This window comes from Pacificibacter sp. (assembly GCF_039769035.1).
GTDB lineage: Bacteria > Pseudomonadota > Alphaproteobacteria > Rhodobacterales > Rhodobacteraceae > Celeribacter.
Genome location: NZ_JBDMZG010000145.1, coordinates 17,310 through 38,169, shown reverse-complemented (window position 1 = coordinate 38,169; position 20,860 = coordinate 17,310). Strand labels below are relative to the sequence as shown.

Sequence of the window (20,860 nt, the reverse complement as noted above, 5' to 3'; positions counted from 1 at the left end):
TGAGTTCGTAGACGTTCACAACGCCGTCTGTTGAGGCGCGTACGAGTTCAAGATTTACATATGAGTTCAATTTTTGTGAGCTGTCCGCGAAGATGTGATCTGCTGCGAATGCAGAAGTACCTGCTGCGATCAGAACGGCTGTGGCTGCGAGAGTTTTTACAGAAGAAGTAAACATGATGTGTCCTTTCAAGACGTGTGTTTGTGTTTGCTGGCAGCGCCCGTTTGAGCTTCATTGCTGCCTTGTCACTGGAATTAGCTATGGCCGTTCAAAATTGTAAGGGGTTGATTGTTCACAAGAAAAAGAGCGAAATTTGACGTTTTCGTGAGTGTTTGAGCGCACAAGATCGGCGCGCAAATGCGCAGACAGAAATGTGTTTGTACACCGTGTAATTGTTGTGAGGTGTGCTTATCTGGAGGGGCTTTGTCTCAGGGCGCGCGGCGCCTTAGCGCCAGATGTCAAAGTTCTTGGCTGGTCCTTGTGCGCGCTTATGGTCGACGTGAGGCATGGAGAGACGGCGGAATTGCAAGCGCTCACTGGAGCAATGGCCTGCGTGTCGTATGATAGTGCGAATAGTCTTGGGGATTGTCTTGGGGGCGCGGCTCTCAAAGAGGCTGGCGCAAGATCGGAGGACACGGGACAGTTTTAAGAACCGTCCACTATGGGGCTGTGCGGACACCACATCCCTAGGTGCTCAACGCACCGTCAGGTGGTTGCTAATTTTAGACGCGTTGAAAATGGCAAAAGGTCGTGGGGACAGCTTACATCGAAAATGATGTGCCGCATCCGCATGACGAGGTCGCGTTTGGATTCTCAATCACAAAGCGCGCGCCGATAAGTTCTTCGGTAAAGTCGATCACGGCGTTTTCCAAAAAGGGCAGGGAGACTGGATCGATCACGACCACAGACCCATCGCCTTTAAGCACAACATCGTCGTCTGCCGGATCGTCGAGCGTAATGTCATACTGAAATCCCGAACAGCCGCCGCCATCAACGGCCACACGCAGCGCTTTCACATCGCCGGTTTCGGCATTGATTTCAGCGAGCCGTGCAAAGGCGCGTGGAGTGACTTGTGGGGGCAATGTTAGGGTCATAGGGCCGTCCGTGCATTTAAGTGCGATTTTTTGCGACAAAGCCATCGTATCAGCAGGCTTCGTGTTTGTCGCGCTGTACCTTTGCACATATAAGGGGGGGAACGACGCACGACAAGGACAGTCCATGCTCAAACCCTATGCAAGCCAACCGTTTGAAACACGCGGACGGCTTTTTGATGAAACGCTTTCGACGTTTCGCTCGCCGTTTCAACGCGATCGCGACCGTATCATCCATTCAAGCGCGTTTCGGCGGCTCAAGCACAAAACCCAAGTTTTTGTCGAACATGAAGGCGATTACTACCGCACGCGTTTGACGCACTCCATTGAGGTGGCGCAGGTGGCACGCACGATTGCGGGTGCTTTGGGGCTGAATGAAGGTTTGGCCGAAGCCATCGCTTTGGCGCATGATTTGGGGCATTCGCCTTTCGGACATACTGGCGAAGATGCCTTGGTCGAATTGATGGCGCCCTATGGTGGGTTTGATCACAACGCGCAGGCTTTGCGGATCGTGACCAAGTTGGAAAAACACTACGCCGATTTCGACGGGCTGAACCTGACGTGGGAAAGTTTGGAAGGCATCGCCAAGCACAACGGGCCTATCGTGGGCCCAAACGCTGATCCAAAAAAGCACCCAGAAGATGCGCCAATTTCCTATGCTTTGAAGGATGTGAACGACCAATTTGATCTTGAGCTGCACACCTTTGCCTCGGCTGAGGCGCAAGTGGCCGCGATTGCGGATGATGTGGCGTATAACCACCATGACCTGCACGATGGCTTGCGGGCAGGGTTGTTTACGGCTGAAGACTTGATGGAATTGCCGTTGACTGGGCCAGCGTATGAGGAGGTTGATCGCTTGTATCCTGGCCTTGATAGCAATCGCCGTGACCACGAAGCGCTGCGCCGTATTTTTGGTTATATGGTGGAAGATGTGATCACCATTGCCAACAATCGCCTGTCGAGCGCTATGCCGGAAACAGCGCAAGATATCCGCGATATGGACCGCACGATTATTCGTTTTTCAAAGCCGTTTTTCCAAAACTTGAAAGCAATTAAATCGTTCCTTTTTAAGCGTATGTACCGCGCTCCTTCAGTGATTGTTGAGCGTAAGCGTGTGACTGCGATGGTTAATGCGCTGTTCCCGTTGTTTATGGAAAAGCCTGAGCTTTTGCCGGCGGAATGGCGTTTGGAGATTGAACAGGCGAGAAGTGACACTGACCTTGCGCGCATTGTGCTCGACTATGTGGCGGGGATGACGGACCGCTTCGCCATTCAAGAATATGAGCGCCTGTTCGACACCAGCTAGTTGTGTTTTGCTCGCTGTGTTTTCCGTTGCATGTTAATGAGTTAGGATAACTTTTATGGCCACTGAACATCTTGCCGGACTATCAACTGTTGAAGCTTTTGCGCTTGTCGGCGCGCTTGGCGTTGGTGCGCAATGGGTGGCTTGGCGGCTGAAACTGCCTGCGATTGTTGTCATGTTGGCGGTTGGCCTGTTGATCGGGCCGGTGTTTGGCGTGTTTGAGCCAAGTCGCGACATTGGACCTGTGGTGCAGCCGCTGATTTCACTGGCTGTGGCCGTCATTTTGTTTGAAGGCGGGTTGACGTTAGAGCTGCATAAACTTGGAAATGCGGCGCAAGGCGTCAAGCGCTTGGTCTATTTTGGCGCGCCTTTGGGTTGGATACTGTCCGCTGCTGCTTTGTATTTCGGGGCAGGGCTTGGCTGGGAAGCCTCCGCCGTGTTTGGCGGGATTATGGTTGTGACCGGTCCAACAGTAATCGCGCCGCTGCTGCGTCAAGCCAAACTGGACAAACGCCCCGCCAATTTGCTGCAATGGGAAGCCATCGTAAACGACCCTATCGGCGCTTTGGCGGCTGTTTTGGCGTTTGAGTTTGTCTTGGTGTCACGCGAAGCAGAAAGCCTGAATGCAGCATTGGGGCAGCTGGCCCTCGGGTTCATCGTGGCCCTTGCTGTTGGTTTGATTTGTGGGCTTGGCATTGCGCGCGCGTTCCGACGCGGGCAGGTGCCGGAATATATGAAAGTGCCTGTGCTGTTCGCGACGCTTTTGGTCTGTTTTGCTGTGCCAGATATGTTGTTGCACGAAAGCGGGCTGTTGGCTGTGACTGTTATGGGGATTGTCATCGCCAATGCGGATTTGCCATCTTTTGTCGAGCTGCGCCGCTTTAAGGAACATGCCACAGTGCTTTTGGTCTCTGGGGTGTTTATTTTGCTCGCGGCCTCGCTTGATTTTGCCTCGCTTGGTCTGCTGACCTGGCGCGCAGGTCTGTTCGTGGCTTTGATCGTTTTGGTCGCGCGTCCTTTGACGGTGCTTGCGTCTTTGGCGGGCACCGAAGTGCCGCGCAATGAACGCATTTTGATCGCTTTCACTGGCCCGCGCGGCGTGGTGTTGGTTGCTGTTGCAGGTCTGTTTGGCGAACGTTTGGCGGCCGCTGGCGTCCAAGATGGTGCCATTATCGGACCGCTTGCTTTTGTTTTGGTGATGGTCACGGTTGTGTTGCATGGCTTCACCCTTGCGCCTTTCGCGCGCATGCTTGGGCTGGCAGCCAAAGGCACGCCAGGTGTGATGCTTGTCGGCGGATCGCGCTTTACCACGTCCCTTGGCGAGGCATTGAAGAAAGAAGGCGTGCCTGTGATCGTTGCCGATACAAACCACGCGCATTTGGTGCGGCCTCGGAGCCACGGCGTGCCCGTTTTTTATGGTGATGTCTTGTCCGAGGCAGCCGAGCATTCGGTCGAGGTTTTGTCCTATCAAACTGTGATCGCTGCCAGTGAGAACGATGCTTACAACACGCTTGTGTCAACCGATTTGGGCGCTGAATTTGGTCGTGAGCAAACATGGCAGATCGCGCGTCACAAGGGCGAAAAGCACCGACACGCTTTACCGACGCAGCTTGGCGGGCGTGCTTTTGGCAATGGAAAAACCTTTCGGGACTTTGAGGATTTGATGAAAGCAGGCTGGTCCGTCCGTGTCACGCGTCTCAGCGAAGAGTTCGGGTTTGAGCAGTGGAAAGATAAGAACCCAGATGCGCATTTGTTGGGACGCATCACGGATGACGGTACGGTGAAACGCCTGCTTTCTGAGGATGCAGAACTGTTGTTCCCGCAGCGAGCACAAGCGAAAATTGATGCCTTGCCTGAAGACCGTCGTGAGGCGGCGATGGCCGAATTGAAACGGCGCTTGACTGACGCCAAGCTTAACGCCGCACGTGCGCGTTTGAACCCGCCTGTGCGTGTGATCAGCCTTGCTCCGCCCGAGCCAAGCAAGGCCGCTGCGCCGTCATAAGCTCCACAATGATGCGTTTTGAGGCATGGCCCGACCTGCAATACAGGTTTGGGCCGTTGACCTGAGCGCAAGGAATGATAAACCCGTGGCAACTCACCAAAAGAGACACATACAATGAATCTGTTCGCCGATATTCGCGCCCTTGTTATCACTAGCCTCAACGAGCTGACCGCTGAAGGGACGCTGCCTGAAGGGCTGTCCTTCGACAATGTTGCTGTTGAGCCGCCACGAGACGCTTTGCACGGCGATATGGCGACGAATGCTGCGATGGTTTTGGCGAAACCTGCCAAATCCAACCCGCGTGCGATTGCGCAAAGCTTGGCGGATAAGTTGTCCGCGGACCCGCGTGTCGACAGCGTCGATGTGGCTGGACCGGGCTTTATCAACTTGCGTTTGAACGCTGATATCTGGGGTGGTTTGGTCACGTCTATTTTGACGGATACCACCTTTGGTAAAAGTGCGTTTGGCGCTGGTAAAAAGGTCAACGTCGAATACGTGTCCGCCAACCCAACGGGGCCTATGCACGTCGGTCACACCCGTGGTGCTGTGTTTGGTGACGCTTTGGCAAGCTTACTGGATTTTGCCGGTTACGATGTGACGCGCGAATACTACATCAACGACGGTGGCGGTCAGGTCGACACGCTGGCGCGCTCCGTTTACGAGCGCTACCGCGAGGCCAATGGTCTGTCGCCTGAGATTGCCGAAGGTCTGTACCCCGGCGATTACTTGGTGCCTGTGGGCGAAGCGTTGAAGGAAAAATACGGCGACAGCTTGATCGGCAAGCCTGAATCCGAATGGTTGGCGGATTTCCGTGTGTTTTCCACCGATGCGATGATGGAAATGATCCGCGCTGATCTCAAATTGCTCGGCGTTGAGATGGATAATTTCTTCTCGGAAAAATCTTTGTACGACACCGGTCTGATTGAAAGCGCCATTGCTGAATTGAAAGACAAAGGCCTGATCTATCGCGGCACGCTTGAGCCGCCAAAAGGCCAGATGCCTGAGGATTGGGAACCGCGCGAGCAGACGCTGTTTAAGTCCACCGATCACGGTGACGATGTAGACCGTGCCATTCAGAAATCTGACGGCGCTTGGACCTATTTCGCGCCTGATATCGCGTACCATTACGACAAAGTGCAGCGCGGCTATGATGAGATCATCGACATCTTTGGTGCCGATCACGGCGGCTATGTCAAACGGATGAAAGCGGCTGTGTCTGCATTGTCTGATGGCAAAGTGTCCTGTGACATCAAGCTGGTGCAATTGGTGAAATTGTTCAAAAACGGCGCTGAGTTCAAAATGTCCAAACGGGCAGGGACATTCGTGACTTTGAACGATGTGGTTGAGCAGGCGGGCAAAGATGTGACCCGCTTCATTATGCTGACCCGCAAAAACGATGCGTCGCTTGATTTTGATTTCGACAAGGTGTTGGAGCAATCCAAGGACAACCCTGTGTTTTACGTGCAATACGCCCACGCGCGTGTGCACTCTGTGCTGCGCAAGGCTGCAGAAGCAGGCGTTGTTTTGACGGATACGCCTAAGTTTGATGATCCGGCTGAAATCACGCTGGCGCGCAAACTGGCCGATTGGCCGCGTCAGGTTGAAATCGCTGCGAAATCGCACGAACCGCACCGCATTGCGTTCTACTTGTACGAACTTGCATCCGATTTCCACGCGCTGTGGAACAAAGGCAACGACAAGCCCGAGCTTCGGTTCTTGCAAGAAGACTTGGAGGCATCTGCAGCGAAAATTGCGCTGCCACGTGCCGTCGCCGTTGTTATTTCGTCAGGATTGGGTATTCTAGGCGTAACACCGGCTCAAGAGATGCGTTAAAAAATAGCACCTGTGCCGGTTGTCGGGGATTTGTTTGGGCCGCTTGCGTCTGAGCTTTTCTCAAGAGCAGACGATAACCCGTTAATTTGAAACGGGAATTGGTGAGAGGCAAAGACATGGTACAGGTGTATTCTGAACATGCGCAGGGGGGCTATGCTCCGAAACCGAATGTGCAGTCCCAAGGACACGCAGACGAACGATATGTGGATGATGCACCCTATTTGGGGGCTCCCACACGCCACACTCATTACGAATATGAGTATGACGCGCCCGTTTATGAAGACGCGGTGCATCACTTCGACGACGATGAATCCGTGCGTCCGAAGCTTGGCAAAGCGCAATGGGGCGGTGCGATTGTGTCCTTGGCTTTGATCGCTGGGCTTGGCATTTGGGGCTATAACTTGATGGTCCGCGATGTGTCTGATGTCCCCATTATTCGCGATATGACAGGTCAGGCACGCCTTGTTCCTGAAAATCCTGGAGGTCAGCTTGCCAGCCATCAAGGCCTGTCTGTGAATTCCGTGACAGCTGAACGATACGCAGCGGCACCAGCCGATCGCCTGACTTTGGCACCTGAAGTTATGGCGCTGACTGACGAAGATCGTCCTGTCGGCGATACGGTTGTTATTGCCACGGCTTATAAACCTGAGCCCAAAGCTGAACCAGTCGACGATCCTGCGCTGACACCTGTGCTTGCATCCATCGCCGTGCAAGAGCCGGTAATGTCCGATGAGCCGATTTTGAATGTGCCGCTCACTGCGGAGCCAACTGCGTTAGATACCGCAGAGATTGCGATCCTTGATCCTGAGCTTAGCCCAAAGGTTGATGCAGGCCCGTTTGCTTCATGGCCAAAACCGATCGCGCGCCCTGTGCGATTGGCATCTCTTGCTGCGGCGCGGTCCACGTCAAGCAATGCTTCATCGTCTGATGCGCAGTTGGACAGTGTCGCAGGCGATATTCTTGCGGCCCTGAACGCTCAAGAACCTACATCTGACGCGGTAGCAGTGCCTGTTGGCGCGCGTTTGGTGCAGCTTGGTGCGTATCAAAGCGAAAGCGTCGCGCGTGAGGAATGGGTGCGTATCAGTGCCAAGTTTGATGCGCTTATGCAGGGTAAAACACGTGTCATTGAAAAAGCGCAGTCTGGCGGCAGAACGTTTTATCGCTTGCGGGCCCATGGGTTCAAAGATGCCGCAGACACCAACCGGTTTTGCGCAGCACTGACTGCGCGCAATGCGGGCTGTGTTCCTGCGCTGCAACGCTAAAACCTGACATACGTGGGGCAGGGTGCATATATTTTCGGGTGCGAGGGTGTGCAGGTCACTGCGCGCGAGCGGGCCTTCTTTCGCGATGCCAACCCGTGGGGGTTTATTCTTTTTGCACGCAATGTTGATACACCAGATCAACTCAAGGCACTGACTGGAGAGCTGCGTGACTGTGTTGGATGGCATGCGCCAATTTTGATTGATCAAGAAGGCGGTCGGGTTCAACGATTACGCGCACCAGCGTGGCGAGAATTTCAACCACCGCTGGATGATATCAACACCTTGGGCAATGCTGAGCGCGCCATGTGGCTGCGCGGGCGTCTGATCGCCGATGATTTGGCGCAGGTGGGCATTGACGTGAACTGTGCGCCGACGTTGGACGTCGCCAGCGACGTGACGCATCCGTTTTTGCGCAACCGTTGTTATGGCACTGACCCTGACACCGTTGCAAAGATGGGGCGCGCCATGGTGGACGGTATGGCTGCTGGGGGTGTGGCGCCGGTGATGAAGCACATCCCTGGGCATGGGCGCGGCACAGCCGATAGTCATAAAAACCTGCCGCGGGTCTCTGCCTCTCGTGATGCTCTTTCCATTGATTTTGCGCCGTTCAAAGCCCTCAACGATCTATCGATGGGCATGTCTGCGCATATCGTGATGGAGGCGATTGACCCCGAAAACCCTGCCACGCAAAGTTCGGCATGTATCAATGTGATCCGTTCCGAAATTGGGTTTGGCGGGCTGTTGATGACCGACGATATTTCAATGGAAGCGCTAAATGGCACGGTGTTAGAGCGTGGCCAAAAAGCGCTGCAGGCCGGATGCGATATGGTGTTGCATTGCAATGGCGATTTGAACCAAATGCAGACGATTGCAGAACTAGGTTTGATGACAAATGCCGCGCAAAAACGTGCTGATCATGCAGCTTTAACGCGACCCATTGCACAAAGCATTGACATTGCGGCGCTGGACGATGAATTTCGTTCCCTATAGGCGGCCCAATTAGGAGCACCACGCGCGCAATGTCACAAAGCGATCAATTTGAACTCAACGATACGCTCAGCGTAGAAGAGCGGCTGTTGGCCGAAGCATTGATCGTTGATGTGGACGGCTTTGAAGGCCCGCTTGATTTGCTTTTGACGCTCTCTCGTACCCAAAAGGTCGATTTGCGCACGATTTCCATTCTGCAACTGGCGCGGCAATATCTTGCGTTTGTTGAAAAGGCCAAAGAACTTCGGATTGAGCTGGCCGCAGACTATCTGGTGATGGCTGCATGGCTCGCGTTCTTGAAGTCGCGCTTGCTGTTGCCGCCCGATCCCGCTGATGAAGGCCCCTCTGGTGCAGAACTCGCAGCGCATTTGGCGTTCCAACTTGAGCGATTGGCGGCCATGCGCGAGGCTGCAGCCAAATTGATGGCACGCGACCAAAAGGGCCGCGATTTCTTTGTGCGCGGTGTGCCTGAAACGATGGAACGTGTGCGCAATGTGACCTACACGGCGTCCTTGTTGGATCTGATGCAAGGCTATGCACGCATTCGGACAAAGGATGAGTTCCGCCCCTTCGTGTTGGATCGCAAATCTATTTTGACGATGGAACAAGCCCTTGATCGTATGCGCGGGTTGATTTCTTTCGCCGGCGATTGGACCGATTTGTCATCCTATTTGCCGGAAGGTTGGGAACTCGATCCCCAAAAACGCCGCTCTGCCACAGCCGCCACTTTTGCTGCGTCGTTAGAGTTGGCAAAAGCGGGCAAAATCGAACTGCGACAAGGTGAGACCTTTGCACCAATTCAAATTCGCAGCGCATCAAACCGTTGACCCAAATAAAAGAGCGATTTTATGAGTGATACGACTTCTAAGGCAGATGCCGATCAGTCCAGCGAAAGCCTGTTTGAGGCTCCTCCATTGGCAGAACAAGAGCGCATGGTCGAAGCGGTATTGTTCGGGGCCTCTGATCCGGTAACCATTGCTGATCTGAGTGCGCGCATGCCGCATGGATGCGAGCCAAAGGCCGCGATCGAACTGTTGCAGCGTCGCTATGAAGGGCGCGGCGTGCGCGTTGTACGCGTTGGTGATGCTTGGGCCATTCGCACAGCGCCAGACCTTGGATTTTTGATGCAAAAAGAAACGGTTGAGACGCGCAAGCTGTCGCGCGCGGCCGTGGAAACCTTGGCCATCGTCGCCTATCATCAGCCCTGCACACGGGTCGAAATCGAAGAAATTCGCGGTGTATCCGTGTCGCGCGGGACGATTGATCAGCTTATTGAAATGGAATGGATTCGCTTTGGTCGTCGTCGCATGACACCGGGGCGACCTGTGACATACATTGTGACGCCAGCGTTTTTGGATCATTTCGGTCTTGAAAGCGCGCGTGACTTGCCGGGCTTGCGTGAACTGCGCGCCGCGGGTCTTTTGGAAAGCCGTCCTATGCCTGACTTGGGCGACACGACTGAGGAAGACAGCGAAGATCAAGATGATCTGTTTGAAGACGAAAGCTAAAGCTTGTCTCAAATGTGAACCAAAGCGCACAGTGTTCGGTACCGCTTGCCTTGTAAGTTTGGCGAGGTTCTGACACATTTGCGCAGGTGACGCCGTTGCAATGGAGTGGCAGGATGAATCTCGAACGTCTTTTGAACATGGTGATCCGGCAAGTTATGCGGACCTTGGTCAACAAGGGCATTGGGGCTGGATTCAATGCCGTCTCAAAGCGTAAAGGCGCTAAGGACGGGTCGCAAAACAATGATCCCGAAGCGCAACAGGCCGCCAAATTGGCTGCGAAACGTGCCCGCCAAGCCGCAAAAATCGGCCCCCGCCTCTAGGAGTGATCCCATCTTAAAGTCAGCGCCTTTGTGTGGAGCTGATCCATGCTTAAGTTACTGATTTAAAATGCTTTGACAGCTTCAGGCCTTGGCCTTGGTAGTTTGACGCAAGGTCTGCGCCGTACAAGCGCTGCGGGATTTCGTTCATCCGCTCGTAGACCAACCGCCCCACAACTTGGCCATGCTCCAACACGAATGGGGCCTCGTGACACCGAACTTCCAAAACACCGCGCGATCCCGCGCCGCCAGCATTTGCATGACCAAAACCGGGATCAAAGAACCCCGCATAGTGCACGCGAAATTCGCCCACCATTGCCAAATACGGCGCCATCTCGGCGGCCATTTCAGGCGGGATGTGAACGGCTTCACGGCTGACCAAAATATAGAAGGCGCCGGGGTCTAGAATGATCCGCCCATCTTTGGTGTGAATCGGTTCCCAATAATCAGCAGGGTCGTAGAACCCTATGTTGTCCAAATCAATCACGCCGGTATGAGGCTTGGCGCGAAAGCCGACTAGATCGCCTTCAGCAGGCCGCAGATCGACCGAAAAACCGAGGCCTTGATCAATCACCGCTTCGCCATCGACAAGTGGGCTGTGCATGTGAAGATCATGCAACTCGTTGTCGGTCAAAACAGCTTGGCCTTCACGGAATCGAATTTGGTTGAGGCGCATGCCAGGGCGTACAAGAACAGAAAACGAGCGTGGGCAGATTTCAGCAAATAGGGGGCCTGTGTAGCCCGGCGCAATGCGATCAAATTCGGTGCCTTCGTCCGTGATCAAGCGCGTCAACAGATCGAGACGACCGGTGGAGCTCTTAGCGTTTGCAACGGCTTGCACGGCTTCTGGTAAGTCCAAGCTTTCCATCAATGGCACGACGTAAACACAACCCTTTTCTAAAACGGCCCCATCGCTGAGATCGATTTGGTGCATTTCAAATTCTTGCAGGCGATCCGCTACGGTTTTGCCTGCGCCCGCCAAAAATGATGCGCGGACACGCCACGCGCGGTTGCCGAGACGTAAATCCAAAGACGCGGGTTGAATTTGTTCTGGGATGACAGATGGGCTGGCAGAAATAGCACCAGATTCAATCATGTTTTGAATTTCTTGATCCGCGAGTACGCCCATCGTTTATCCCCAGTCTGTGTCGTCGTTTTGTGTCTATGTTCCTAACGCAAAAATGCCCGCTGCGATAGACGCAAGCGGGCATTTTGGCGGGGTTTAATGGTCGGGCTAGCAGGACTTGAACCTGCGACCTTCCGTCCCCCAGACGGACGCGCTACCAGACTGCGCTATAGCCCGAACTGAAGCCTTTTTAAGGGTTTTGACTGTCAGGGCAAGCGCGAAATGAGCATTTGGATCTGCGTTTTCCGAATTCGCAATGTGAACGCGATCAGCTTTGTGTCAGCCGTGCCTGAAGCGCATCGGCGCGGATAAACAGGTCTTGAATAACCTTAGGGTCTGCGGTCGACAAAGCATCTTGGTCGATTTGACCAACAACGCCTGCAGTCACTGACAATCCTGTTGCATCATCGTCTGGGTCGGCTGGAATGAGCACGTCTGGCTTTGTTTTTGGGACGTCCGCCGAGACTGTTGGCGCAGATGCGGGCGTAGTTTCGGCAATTGGTTCTGGTGCAGGGGCGGCGTCTGCAGCTTCTGGATGAGATGGCGTGGAGTTTTTTGGCGAGTCGGTTTCGGGCGCTGCGTCGAAATCGAAGGGCACCTGTGCCACGTCTTTGCTGGCGGGCGCATTTGTGACAGGAGCCTTTGCTGGCGCGGGTTGCGATCTTGAAAATGCTACAACATTTTCTTCCGGTTCCGCGGGTTGCTCATCAAATGCGCCAGTTGGCACATCAACCGCCATCGGGGCGCTTGGGATCGGGCCAACAGATTCGCGCAAGGGCGTGACGGGTTCAACGCCGTCCAATTGCTGCGACATAGATGAGACGTAGCGCACGCCGTGTTCGCGTAATAGTTTTTGCACGCCGCGAATGGTCATCCCATCGTCGTGCAGCAGCTTTTTAATGCCGCCAAGAAGTATCATGTCCGCAGGTCGATAGTAGCGTCGCCCGCCTGCACGTTTCACAGGTTTCACTTGAGAAAAGCGACTTTCCCAAAACCGTAATACATGCGCAGGTGTCCCAAGCCAGTCGGCGACTTCGCTGATCGTACGAAAAGCGTCAGGCGATTTATCCATTTAAAACAGGCCCTTAGCCCTTGTTTCCGTCTGCGACACGGTCTTTCATAAGGTGTGACGGACGAAATGTCATAACGCGGCGCGCAGGGATCGGCGCTTCATCACCGGTCTTAGGATTGCGACCAACACGTGCAGATTTGGACCGAACAGAAAAGGTTCCAAAAGATGAAATTTTGACAGTCTCACCTTTGACCAAGGCATCAGACATATGCTGCAATACGCTCTCAACGAGTTGCGCAGATTCATTGCGGCTAAGTCCGACCTCGCGAAAAACAGATTCGCTGAGATCCATTCGTGTCAACGTGTTGCTCATAGCAGTCCCCCAAGGTTGGTTTTCAAAAAAGAGAGTGGCAGGTCAAAAAGCATCCGTCAATATCAATGACTTGGACCGAGCCGTTCAGGTGTCGAATTGCACAATGTTAAGCGCAAAAATTACCAACGCAGAACGACAGCACCCCAAGCAAGACCGCCGCCGATGGCTTCTGCGACACACAGATCACCTTGTTTGATTTGACCGCGTGCTTTGCCAACCGACATGGCCAGCGGAATGGAGGCGGCAGAGGTGTTGCCGTGATCTTGCACAGTGACAACAACCTTATCCATGGACAGGCCAAGCTTTTTGGCGGTGCCTTCGATAATACGAATATTGGCTTGGTGCGGCACGACCCAATCGATGTCAGCCGACGTGATGTTGGCTTTTTCCAGGGCCGTTTCTGCAGTTGAGGCCAATTTTGACACGGCTTGGCGGAACAATGCATTGCCCTGCATGCGCAGCTTGCCTGATGTGCCTGTGCTGGACACACCGCCGTCAACATACAGCATATCGCGGTAGGCGCCGTCTGAATTCAAGTCGACAGACAGAATGCCGCGATCTTGCGCTGTGCCTGCACCTTCGGAGGCTTCCAGAATCAAGGCACCCGCACCATCGCCAAACAGCACACAGGTGGAGCGATCGGTCCAATCCATGATCCGGCTAAAAGTTTCCGCACCAATCACCAAAATGCGTTTGGCTTGACCGGAAACAATTTGCGCATTTGCGTTGGACAGGGCGTAGACAAATCCGGCGCAGACCGCTTGGACGTCAAAGGCGAACCCGTGCGACATGCCAAGTTCTTTTTGGATCATCGTGCCAACAGAAGGAAACGTCAGATCAGGCGTCGATGTGGCGACAATGATCGAGTCGATGTCTTGAATATCAAGTCCAGCATCAGCCAACGCGGCCCGAGCGGCGTGCGCGCCCATTTGAGATGTGGTTTCACCTTCAGCAGCAAAGTGACGGCGTTCAATGCCTGAGCGGGTGCGAATCCATTCGTCAGTCGTGTCGACCATGGCTTCAAATTCAGAATTTGGCACCACGCGCTCGGGAAGATAGTGGCCAACACCTTTGATTACTGCCCGCACGGTCATAACGTCTGCTCACATCTAATTATTGTTATTTGTCAGTTTGCGCTGCTGCGGCGGCGGATGCAACCCGAGCAGCCAAACGGTCAGAAAAGCCGGTGGCAGCCAGCTCATAAGCCAGTTTAATGGCGGCTGACACGCCTGTCGCATCTGCGGATCCGTGGGATTTCACCACTGTGCCGCGCAGTCCCAAAAAGACGCCACCGTTCACGCGGCGCGGATCGATTCGTTTTTGCAAGCGGCGCAAAGAGGTCAGGGCGAGCAGGGCAGCGATGCGGGAAAGTGGCGTGGCTTTGAAGGCTTCCTTGAGGAAATCACCGACAAGTTTGGCCGTGCCTTCGCCTGTTTTGAGCGCAATATTTCCAGTGAACCCATCCGTGACAATCACATCAACGCTGTCGCCTGGAATGTCACCGCCTTCAACGAAACCTTCGTATTGAAAGCCGCCAACGTCCGCTGCATTTGCGATCAAGTCTTGAGCTTCTTTAAGCTCTGCGCGGCCTTTGTGTTCTTCGGTGCCGACGTTCAAAAGCCCGATGCGCGGGTTTTCGAGGCCTAAGCCGTTGCGCGCATATGATGCGCCCATCAAGGCGTATTGCAGGAGGTCACGGGCGTCTGCGCGAATGTCGGCGCCGACGTCCAGCATGACGTTGAATTCTTGTGGATTGCGCGAAGGCCAAAGGCAGGCGATGGCGGGGCGATTGACGCCCTCGATCTTGCGCAGACGGATCATAGACGTGGCCATCAAGGCGCCAGTGTTGCCGCAAGATACAATCGCTTGGGCTTCGCCGTTTTTCACAGCGTCAATGGCAGAGCGCATGGAGGTGTCCGCGCGTCGCATGGCTTGAGATGGCTTTTCGTCCATAGAAACAACGCCTTGCGCGTCACGTATTTCGACGCGACCCTCTAGACGTTTGTTTTTCTGAATGAGTTTTGTCAGCTCGGCTGCGTCACCGTGAACAATAAAATTTACGCTGTCGTTCTTGGCCACAGAATGTGAAATACCGGCAACAACAGCTGCCGGTCCACGATCTCCGCCCATGGCGTCGATAGACAAAGTGACCTTGGTTCCAGCAAGAGCGCCCAGACGCCCAGTTACCTTATCGGCTTCATCGGACGATGCCGAAGGGGCCTCGGTTGGGTTCTGTGCGCTCATAGCTGATACTCTATTGGTCGAGTTTACGCTGCGTCTTCGTCGTAGTCGATGTCGTCAGCTTGAGCGACAACTTCGCGATCGTCGTAGTGACCGCATGCGCCACAAACGTGGTGTGGACGTTTCAGTTCGCCACAGTTGTTGCACTCAGCTGGGTTGCCAGCAACCAATGCATCGTGGGAACGGCGTTGGCCGCGACGCGAACCAGTGATCTTACTTTTAGGGACTGCCATTGGCACAACCTCGAATTTAAGGGGGCAAAGCGCCCCGGAACTGTGGGGCTCAGCCCCTTTTATCTATCGGCAATTTGGCAGCATCTTTGACGACGCTCTCAGTCCAAATCCCAACATGCAATTGAGGCCGGGAACATACTGACAAATGCGTATGTTGCAAGACCTTTGTTTGCCGCGAATTGATGGCTCGTCTTAGTCGTCTTTTTCCAGCTTGTCACGCAGGCTTTTCAAAGAAGCGAAAGGTTTTGTGTCTGCATCGGTCATTGCGGCGGTGCCAGGCTGTGAAAATACGGTTTCTGGCAGTTCTGCGCCTTCTGCACGGGGGTAATCTGGCAAGGCAAGTGCCAAAGCTTCGATTGCGACCTCCGAAAGTGTGAGTGCTGAGGGAATCGGCTCTACGCTGTCATCTTCTGGAACTTCGATTTCGGCTTCGTTTTCGGCCGTGGCCAAAGCAGGGTCTGTGAAGTCTGCCGAATACAGACGGTTCACGGGGGCATCAATGCGGGTGGTCACAGGGGCCAATGTGGTCACGCATGCCTGCGACACGGTCGCGCCGATTTTTGCCGTAAGTTGCCAATCGCGTTTGGATGCTGGCGACAAAGTGCCTTCAAAGCGCAGTTTCTTCAAACCCAGCAAATCCAATTGCTCGCGCAGGGCGCTTAGCTCTGTGATATCGGGCACCAACGTAAAGCTGTGCTCGCGGGCATTCGACAAATCAGAAAGGCGAATTGTGCCACCCCATGTGCGTAGGCTGTTTTGTGTCGAGTCTTTGGACATGGATGCGTTCTCCTTGATCGTCGCGCGGTGGTCGTATAAGCCGATTAAAAGGCCAGACGGCACAACGCAAGAGGGGCTTATGCTCAAAACGATGAAGACCAACGGGATGACGACATGGATTGGCGCAGCTGCAAAGGGCGTTTTGATGTTGGCAGGAGCCTTGGCGTTGAGTGCCTGTGTGGCGCAAAATCGCAGTCATGGGTATGTCCCCACTGAAACCGAGCTGTCAGAAATTGTCGTTGGACGTGACACCAAGGATACGGTGCGCGAGGTCATTGGCCTGCCGTTGTCCGAAGGCCTTTTGGCTGATTCCGGTTGGTACTACGTGCGCTCACAATTTCAGACTGTGGGTGCCTTTGCCCCTAAAGAAGTCGACCGTCAGGTTTTGGCCATCTCATTCGACCAAAGAGGTGTGGTGAGCAATGTGGAGCGTTTCGGGCTTGAAAATGGCCGCGTGATCGCGCTGTCGCGCCGCGTGACCACAGCCAACGTGCAAGGCACGACATTCTTGTCACAGCTGTTTGGCAACTTTGGTCAGATCTCGGCAGATCAACTTATTCAATAAACATGGCGTTTCGCGCCTAGCGACGCACATATCACAAAAAACGGCGGCCCCTGTGGACCGCCGTTTTTCGTTTCGTCTTTATGAATTCAGTCGCTTAAACGCGTTCAGTCGTCTTGCGTCGCGTTGTCACTTGGTTCGAACAAAAGCGCCACGCCGTTGATGCAATAGCGGCGTCCCGTAGGTTTTGGCCCGTCTGGAAACACGTGCCCTAAATGCGCGCCGCAATCGTCGCAGTGCACTTCTGTGCGTACCATTCCCAATGAGGCGTCGTGACTTTCGCCGACAGGGGCCGCGTCTTTGGTGGCGTAGAAAGACGGCCAACCACAGTGGCTTTCGTATTTGGTGTCTTGCGTGAACAGCTCAGCGCCGCAACAGACGCAGTGGAATGTACCTGGTGTTTTGGGAAAGCCAGGGTGAGAAAATGCCCGTTCGGTGCCGTGTTCACGAGTGACGCGGTAAGCCTCCGCAGACAACTCTTCTTTCCATTGTGCGTCTGACTTTTGGGCGCCGATTGTGGAGTGTGTTGGTTTTGGGTCGACTGGTGATCCTGCCATGGAGCCTCCTGATCTGAATGTGCGTCTGCCAGTATGTAATGTTTTTTCTTTCGTTCACCAGTGTGCAATTAATTCGCAAGACTTCAACTAAATGTCATCTCTTGTAGACATTGATGAACATGGACATACTCACAGGCGCTTCGCCCGCGTGCGACAACTACAAAAGGCCGTTCTATGTTGAACCTGCGTCAATCTCGGTACACCGTGCGTATCGCATCGGAACGTCATGATATCGAATCCGCGCAACGCCTGCGATACACGGTTTTTGTGGGCGGAACGGGCGCACAGGATACCGAGGACGGGCTGGACGTCGATGATTTCGATGCGCTGTGTCATCATGTTTTGATCGAGGATCGCAAATCGGGTCAGCTTGTGTGCTGCTTTAGATTCTTGGACCTGCAAGATGGAGCTGAAATCGGCAAAAGCTATTCAGCGCAGTACTATGATCTTGATGCCTTGGCGTCTTACAAGGGCCGTATGGTCGAAATGGGCCGGTTTTGCGTGCATCCCGATTGGAAAGACGCAGATATATTGCGGATCGCTTGGGGCGCAATGACGAAGTATGTCGATGACAATGGTGTCGATATGCTGTTTGGCTGTTCCAGTTTTAAGGGCACCGATTGGGCTGTACACGCGGATGCTTTGGCGATGCTCAAACATCGTCATTTGGGGCCGAAGGGGCTTATCCCTCATATTAAGGCGCCTGATGTGTTCAAATTTGCCGCGCGTCTGCGTCGCAAACCCAACGCCAAACGCGCCGCTTTGGCAATGCCGCCGTTGTTGAAAACCTATCTGATGATGGGGGGCTGGGTGTCGGATGATGCAGTGGTTGACCGCGATTTGGGCACGATGCATGTGTTCACCAGTGTTGAAATCAGCGCCATTCCCCCAGCACGCAAACGCCTTTTGCGCAGCGTGGCGGGCTGAACGCGCAATCTCCGTTGACCTTTTGCCCTGAGCGCTTTAGCGGAAGGCCATGGCACGCGCACCCTTACTCCAATTATCCGGCATCTCCCTGACTTTCGGCGGCGATCCCGTATTCGACAACCTTGATCTCGTGGTTCAACAAGGCGACCGTGTCGCGCTTGTCGGGCGCAACGGATCGGGTAAATCCACTTTGATGAAGGTCATGGCTGGCCTGATGGAAGCCGACAAGGGCACACGGGTCATGGGCCCGGGCACCACGGTTGGCTACATGGAGCAAGAACCAAAGATGGACGGGTTCACCACATTGGGTGAGTTTGCGTCCTCTGGCCTTGATCCGATGGAAAGCTACAAGGTCGATATGGTTGCCGAAGGGTTGAAATTTGACCCGCAAGGCTTGATCGCGACTGCATCAGGTGGGGAACGCCGCCGTGCGGCATTGGCCAAGCTTTTGGCGGAAGAGCCAGAATTGATGTTGCTCGACGAGCCGACCAACCACCTTGATATTCAAGCCATCGCGTGGCTCGAAGAAGAACTGAAATCCACGCGCACCGCTTATGTGATTATCTCGCACGATAGGGCGTTCTTGAACCGTTTGACCAAGGCGACGCTTTGGGTGGATCGCGGACAAGTGCGCCGCCAAGAAGAGGGCTTTGAGGCCTTTGAAGTTTGGCGCGACAAGCTGTGGCAGGAAGAAGATGATCAACGTCACAAGCTGAACCGTAAAATCAAAGCCGAAGCGCGTTGGGCCGTCGAAGGCATTTCAGCGCGTCGGACACGCAACCAAGGCCGTGTGCGCGCCTTGCAAGATCTGCGCGCGGAACGTGCGGGCCAAATCAAGCGCCAAGGCACCGCTGCCATGGATCTTGAAGTGTCAGAAGTGTCGGGCAAGCGCGTCGTCGAAGCTTTTGGCGTCGCGAAATCCTTTGGCGATAAGAAAATTCTCAGCAATTTCGATATTAAGATTGGTCGCGGGGATCGCATCGCGTTCGTTGGACCAAACGGCGTGGGTAAAACCACATTGTTGAAAATGCTCACAGGCGAAATTGAACCTGATGCAGGTGAAATTAAGCTCGGCACCAAGTTGGATGTGGCTGTTTTCGACCAAACGCGGTCGAACATCCGCGAAGATCTGACGCTGTGGGAAGCCTTGCTGTCCGAGAAAAACCTCACCGTTTCTGGACGTGCCGATCAGATCATGGTGCGTGGGCATCCAAAACACGTTGTTGGCTACTTGAAAGAGTTCTTGTTCAACGACGCGCAAGCGCGCGCACCTGTTTCTGCCTTGTCAGGTGGGGAAAAAGCGCGGCTTTTGCTGGCGAAAATTATGGCGAAACCGTCCAACCTTTTGGTGCTCGATGAGCCAACCAACGATCTGGACATTGAAACGCTGGATTTGCTGCAAGAACTGCTGACAGACTTCGCGGGCACCGTGTTGCTTGTGTCGCACGATCGTGACTTCATCGACCGCGTTGCCACGCAAACCATCGCGATGGAAGGCGATGGACAAGCGACTGTTTACCCTGGCGGTTGGACGGACTATCAACGTCAACGCAAAGCCACGGCGCAGAAAACCGTTTCCACGGTGAATATGAAGTCCAAGCAAAAGTCCGTCGAGAAACCCGCCGAAGTGGCCGCGCCGCCAAAATCCAAACTGTCCTTTACCGAAAAGCACCGTTTGGAGGCCTTGCCAGCAGAAATAGAACGCATCGAAGCAGAGATTGCAAAACTGGTGGAATTGATGGCCGATCCCGCATTGTTTACGGAGCAGCCAGTCAAATTTGCCAAGGCAACTGAAATGCTTGCAGAGCGGCAATCTGCACTTGAAGCGGTTGAGCTAGAGTGGATGGAGCTTGAAGAGCGAAATCTAGCCGAATGACCTTTGAAATCGGCCAGAAATGGCCGATTTTTTTGTTGAGAGACGCGTCGTCGCACAGGGTTTGTGCGCTGGTGCGAGGATCAATTTTATCTCACGAACGTGTGAATGAAGTCTCTCTAGTTAGTTGAATTTAAATACATATCTCCGATTCATTGCAGCGACAGGCACAACGCCTTTGCGCAAAGACAGTGACCTCAAAGATGAGGCGCAATGGAGATGAAAATGCAAAAAATCAAACTCGTTCTGACATCAGTATCAACTTTGGCTTTGGCGGTCCCAGCCTTTGCTGGCAGCCCTGAGCCGGCCATGATGGACGCGCCCGTTGCAGTTGCTGCAGCACCTGTTGTTGCCGCTTCTGGCGCAGACTGGACAGGCTTTTACGGTGGTGTGACTGCAGGCTATGGCTACGGCGCTGATGCCGCTGATGATGTCGACGATGTGACTTACGGCCTGTTTGGCGGCTACACAAAAGACCTTGGCGACTGGGTTTTGGGTGGCGAACTTGAATACACACAAACGGATTTGGAAGAAGGCGAATTTGCACTTGAGGACATGACCCGTTTGAAACTGCGCGCAGGCTACGATTTGGGTGACGTTGTTTTGTACGGTATCGTTGGTGCAAACTACGCAAATGCAACAATCGATGGCACCGATTACTCTGACACGGGTGTGAGCTACGGTGTCGGCGCCGACTATTCTTTGACCGATGCTCTGGTCGCTGGTTTTGAAGTGTTGCAGAACGACTTTGATGAATTCGACGACAGTGGTGCAGATCTATCCGCCACAACAGTTGCTGCGAAAATCGCGTACAGATTCTAAAATAGTCGGAGGCGGATTAAGCCTTCAGACTGCAAGCGCCCTCGGTTCCTAGAACA

Annotated in this window: 21 protein-coding genes and 1 tRNA gene; 12 read left to right on the top strand and 10 right to left on the bottom strand. The window is 54.1% G+C overall.

The features are described 5' to 3' along the window. Positions 1-759 precede the first annotated feature (759 nt). Positions 760-1,092, bottom strand: a complete 333-nt coding sequence (locus tag ABF287_RS12600) for an iron-sulfur cluster assembly accessory protein (protein ID WP_347185356.1) — start codon at positions 1,090-1,092, stop codon at positions 760-762. A gap of 124 nt (positions 1,093-1,216) precedes the next feature. Between ABF287_RS12600 and ABF287_RS12595 the strand changes: the two genes are divergently transcribed. The 8 genes from ABF287_RS12595 (at position 1,217) to ABF287_RS12560 (ending at position 10,304) form a co-directional block, all read left to right on the top strand. Beyond that, complete coding sequence (locus ABF287_RS12595) at positions 1,217-2,395, top strand: deoxyguanosinetriphosphate triphosphohydrolase (RefSeq protein WP_347185355.1); 1,179 nt, start codon at positions 1,217-1,219, stop codon at positions 2,393-2,395. A 55-nt stretch (positions 2,396-2,450) separates the two neighbouring features. Next, a complete protein-coding gene (locus ABF287_RS12590) occupies positions 2,451-4,394 on the top strand; it encodes a sodium:proton antiporter (RefSeq protein WP_347185354.1) in 1,944 nt (647 codons plus the stop codon). A gap of 114 nt (positions 4,395-4,508) precedes the next feature. Then, complete coding sequence (gene argS, locus ABF287_RS12585; protein ID WP_347185353.1) at positions 4,509-6,227, top strand: arginine--tRNA ligase; 1,719 nt, start codon at positions 4,509-4,511, stop codon at positions 6,225-6,227. Positions 6,228-6,343: 116 nt separating this feature from the next. Next, positions 6,344-7,489 (top strand): SPOR domain-containing protein, encoded by a 1,146-nt coding sequence (locus tag ABF287_RS12580; protein WP_347185352.1) that lies wholly within the window; start codon positions 6,344-6,346, stop codon positions 7,487-7,489. 12 nt (positions 7,490-7,501) lie between these two features. Beyond that, entirely contained in the window at positions 7,502-8,479 is a 978-nt protein-coding gene (nagZ, locus tag ABF287_RS12575) for a beta-N-acetylhexosaminidase (protein ID WP_347185351.1), read from the top strand. 29 nt (positions 8,480-8,508) lie between these two features. Next, positions 8,509-9,303 (top strand): ScpA family protein, encoded by a 795-nt coding sequence (locus ABF287_RS12570; protein ID WP_347185350.1) that lies wholly within the window; start codon positions 8,509-8,511, stop codon positions 9,301-9,303. A gap of 21 nt (positions 9,304-9,324) precedes the next feature. Continuing rightward, positions 9,325-9,984, top strand: coding sequence for an SMC-Scp complex subunit ScpB (gene scpB, locus ABF287_RS12565; RefSeq protein ID WP_347185349.1), 660 nt, complete (start codon positions 9,325-9,327; stop codon positions 9,982-9,984). Positions 9,985-10,097: 113 nt separating this feature from the next. Continuing rightward, on the top strand, positions 10,098-10,304 hold the full coding sequence (locus ABF287_RS12560) for a hypothetical protein (protein ID WP_347185348.1): 207 nt from the start codon (positions 10,098-10,100) through the stop codon (positions 10,302-10,304). A gap of 49 nt (positions 10,305-10,353) precedes the next feature. Here the strand turns inward: ABF287_RS12560 and ABF287_RS12555 are convergent, their stop codons facing one another. From ABF287_RS12555 to ABF287_RS12520, 8 genes are all read right to left on the bottom strand, one after another. Then, positions 10,354-11,430: a 2'-deoxycytidine 5'-triphosphate deaminase gene (locus ABF287_RS12555; RefSeq protein WP_347185347.1), complete on the bottom strand. Its 1,077-nt coding sequence runs from the start codon at positions 11,428-11,430 to the stop codon at positions 10,354-10,356. Between the two features lie 97 nt (positions 11,431-11,527). After that, a tRNA-Pro gene (locus ABF287_RS12550) sits at positions 11,528-11,604 on the bottom strand. 91 nt (positions 11,605-11,695) lie between these two features. After that, complete coding sequence (locus ABF287_RS12545) at positions 11,696-12,499, bottom strand: MerR family transcriptional regulator (RefSeq protein ID WP_347185346.1); 804 nt, start codon at positions 12,497-12,499, stop codon at positions 11,696-11,698. Positions 12,500-12,512: 13 nt separating this feature from the next. Beyond that, the gene (gene ihfA / locus ABF287_RS12540) at positions 12,513-12,812 is read right to left on the bottom strand and encodes an integration host factor subunit alpha (RefSeq protein ID WP_347185345.1); all 300 of its coding nucleotides are present in this window, start codon (positions 12,810-12,812) and stop codon (positions 12,513-12,515) included. A gap of 119 nt (positions 12,813-12,931) precedes the next feature. Next, positions 12,932-13,906 (bottom strand): beta-ketoacyl-ACP synthase III, encoded by a 975-nt coding sequence (locus tag ABF287_RS12535; protein ID WP_347185344.1) that lies wholly within the window; start codon positions 13,904-13,906, stop codon positions 12,932-12,934. Positions 13,907-13,931: 25 nt separating this feature from the next. Beyond that, positions 13,932-15,056 carry a phosphate acyltransferase PlsX gene (gene plsX, locus ABF287_RS12530; RefSeq protein ID WP_347185343.1) on the bottom strand — a complete coding sequence of 375 codons (1,125 nt, stop codon included), beginning with the start codon at positions 15,054-15,056 and terminating at the stop codon, positions 13,932-13,934. Positions 15,057-15,079: 23 nt separating this feature from the next. Beyond that, positions 15,080-15,286 carry a 50S ribosomal protein L32 gene (gene rpmF, locus ABF287_RS12525; RefSeq protein WP_347185342.1) on the bottom strand — a complete coding sequence of 69 codons (207 nt, stop codon included), beginning with the start codon at positions 15,284-15,286 and terminating at the stop codon, positions 15,080-15,082. 192 nt (positions 15,287-15,478) lie between these two features. Then, positions 15,479-16,063 (bottom strand): DUF177 domain-containing protein, encoded by a 585-nt coding sequence (locus tag ABF287_RS12520; protein WP_347185341.1) that lies wholly within the window; start codon positions 16,061-16,063, stop codon positions 15,479-15,481. Here ABF287_RS12520 and bamE point away from each other — a divergent pair. Next, on the top strand, positions 16,062-16,628 hold the full coding sequence (bamE, locus tag ABF287_RS12515; RefSeq protein WP_347185340.1) for an outer membrane protein assembly factor BamE: 567 nt from the start codon (positions 16,062-16,064) through the stop codon (positions 16,626-16,628). The two genes, ABF287_RS12520 and bamE, sit on opposite strands and share 2 nt — an antisense overlap. Positions 16,629-16,732: 104 nt before the next feature. Here the strand turns inward: bamE and msrB are convergent, their stop codons facing one another. Beyond that, positions 16,733-17,182, bottom strand: coding sequence for a peptide-methionine (R)-S-oxide reductase MsrB (gene msrB / locus ABF287_RS12510; RefSeq protein ID WP_347185339.1), 450 nt, complete (start codon positions 17,180-17,182; stop codon positions 16,733-16,735). 174 nt (positions 17,183-17,356) lie between these two features. Here msrB and ABF287_RS12505 point away from each other — a divergent pair, with 174 nt between their 5' ends. From ABF287_RS12505 to ABF287_RS12495, 3 genes are all read left to right on the top strand, one after another. Further along, positions 17,357-18,109, top strand: a complete 753-nt coding sequence (locus ABF287_RS12505; RefSeq protein ID WP_347185338.1) for a GNAT family N-acyltransferase — start codon at positions 17,357-17,359, stop codon at positions 18,107-18,109. A 49-nt stretch (positions 18,110-18,158) separates the two neighbouring features. Then, complete coding sequence (locus ABF287_RS12500; RefSeq protein WP_347185337.1) at positions 18,159-19,985, top strand: ATP-binding cassette domain-containing protein; 1,827 nt, start codon at positions 18,159-18,161, stop codon at positions 19,983-19,985. A 222-nt stretch (positions 19,986-20,207) separates the two neighbouring features. After that, positions 20,208-20,804, top strand: a complete 597-nt coding sequence (locus ABF287_RS12495; protein WP_347185336.1) for an outer membrane beta-barrel protein — start codon at positions 20,208-20,210, stop codon at positions 20,802-20,804. Positions 20,805-20,860 lie beyond the last annotated feature (56 nt).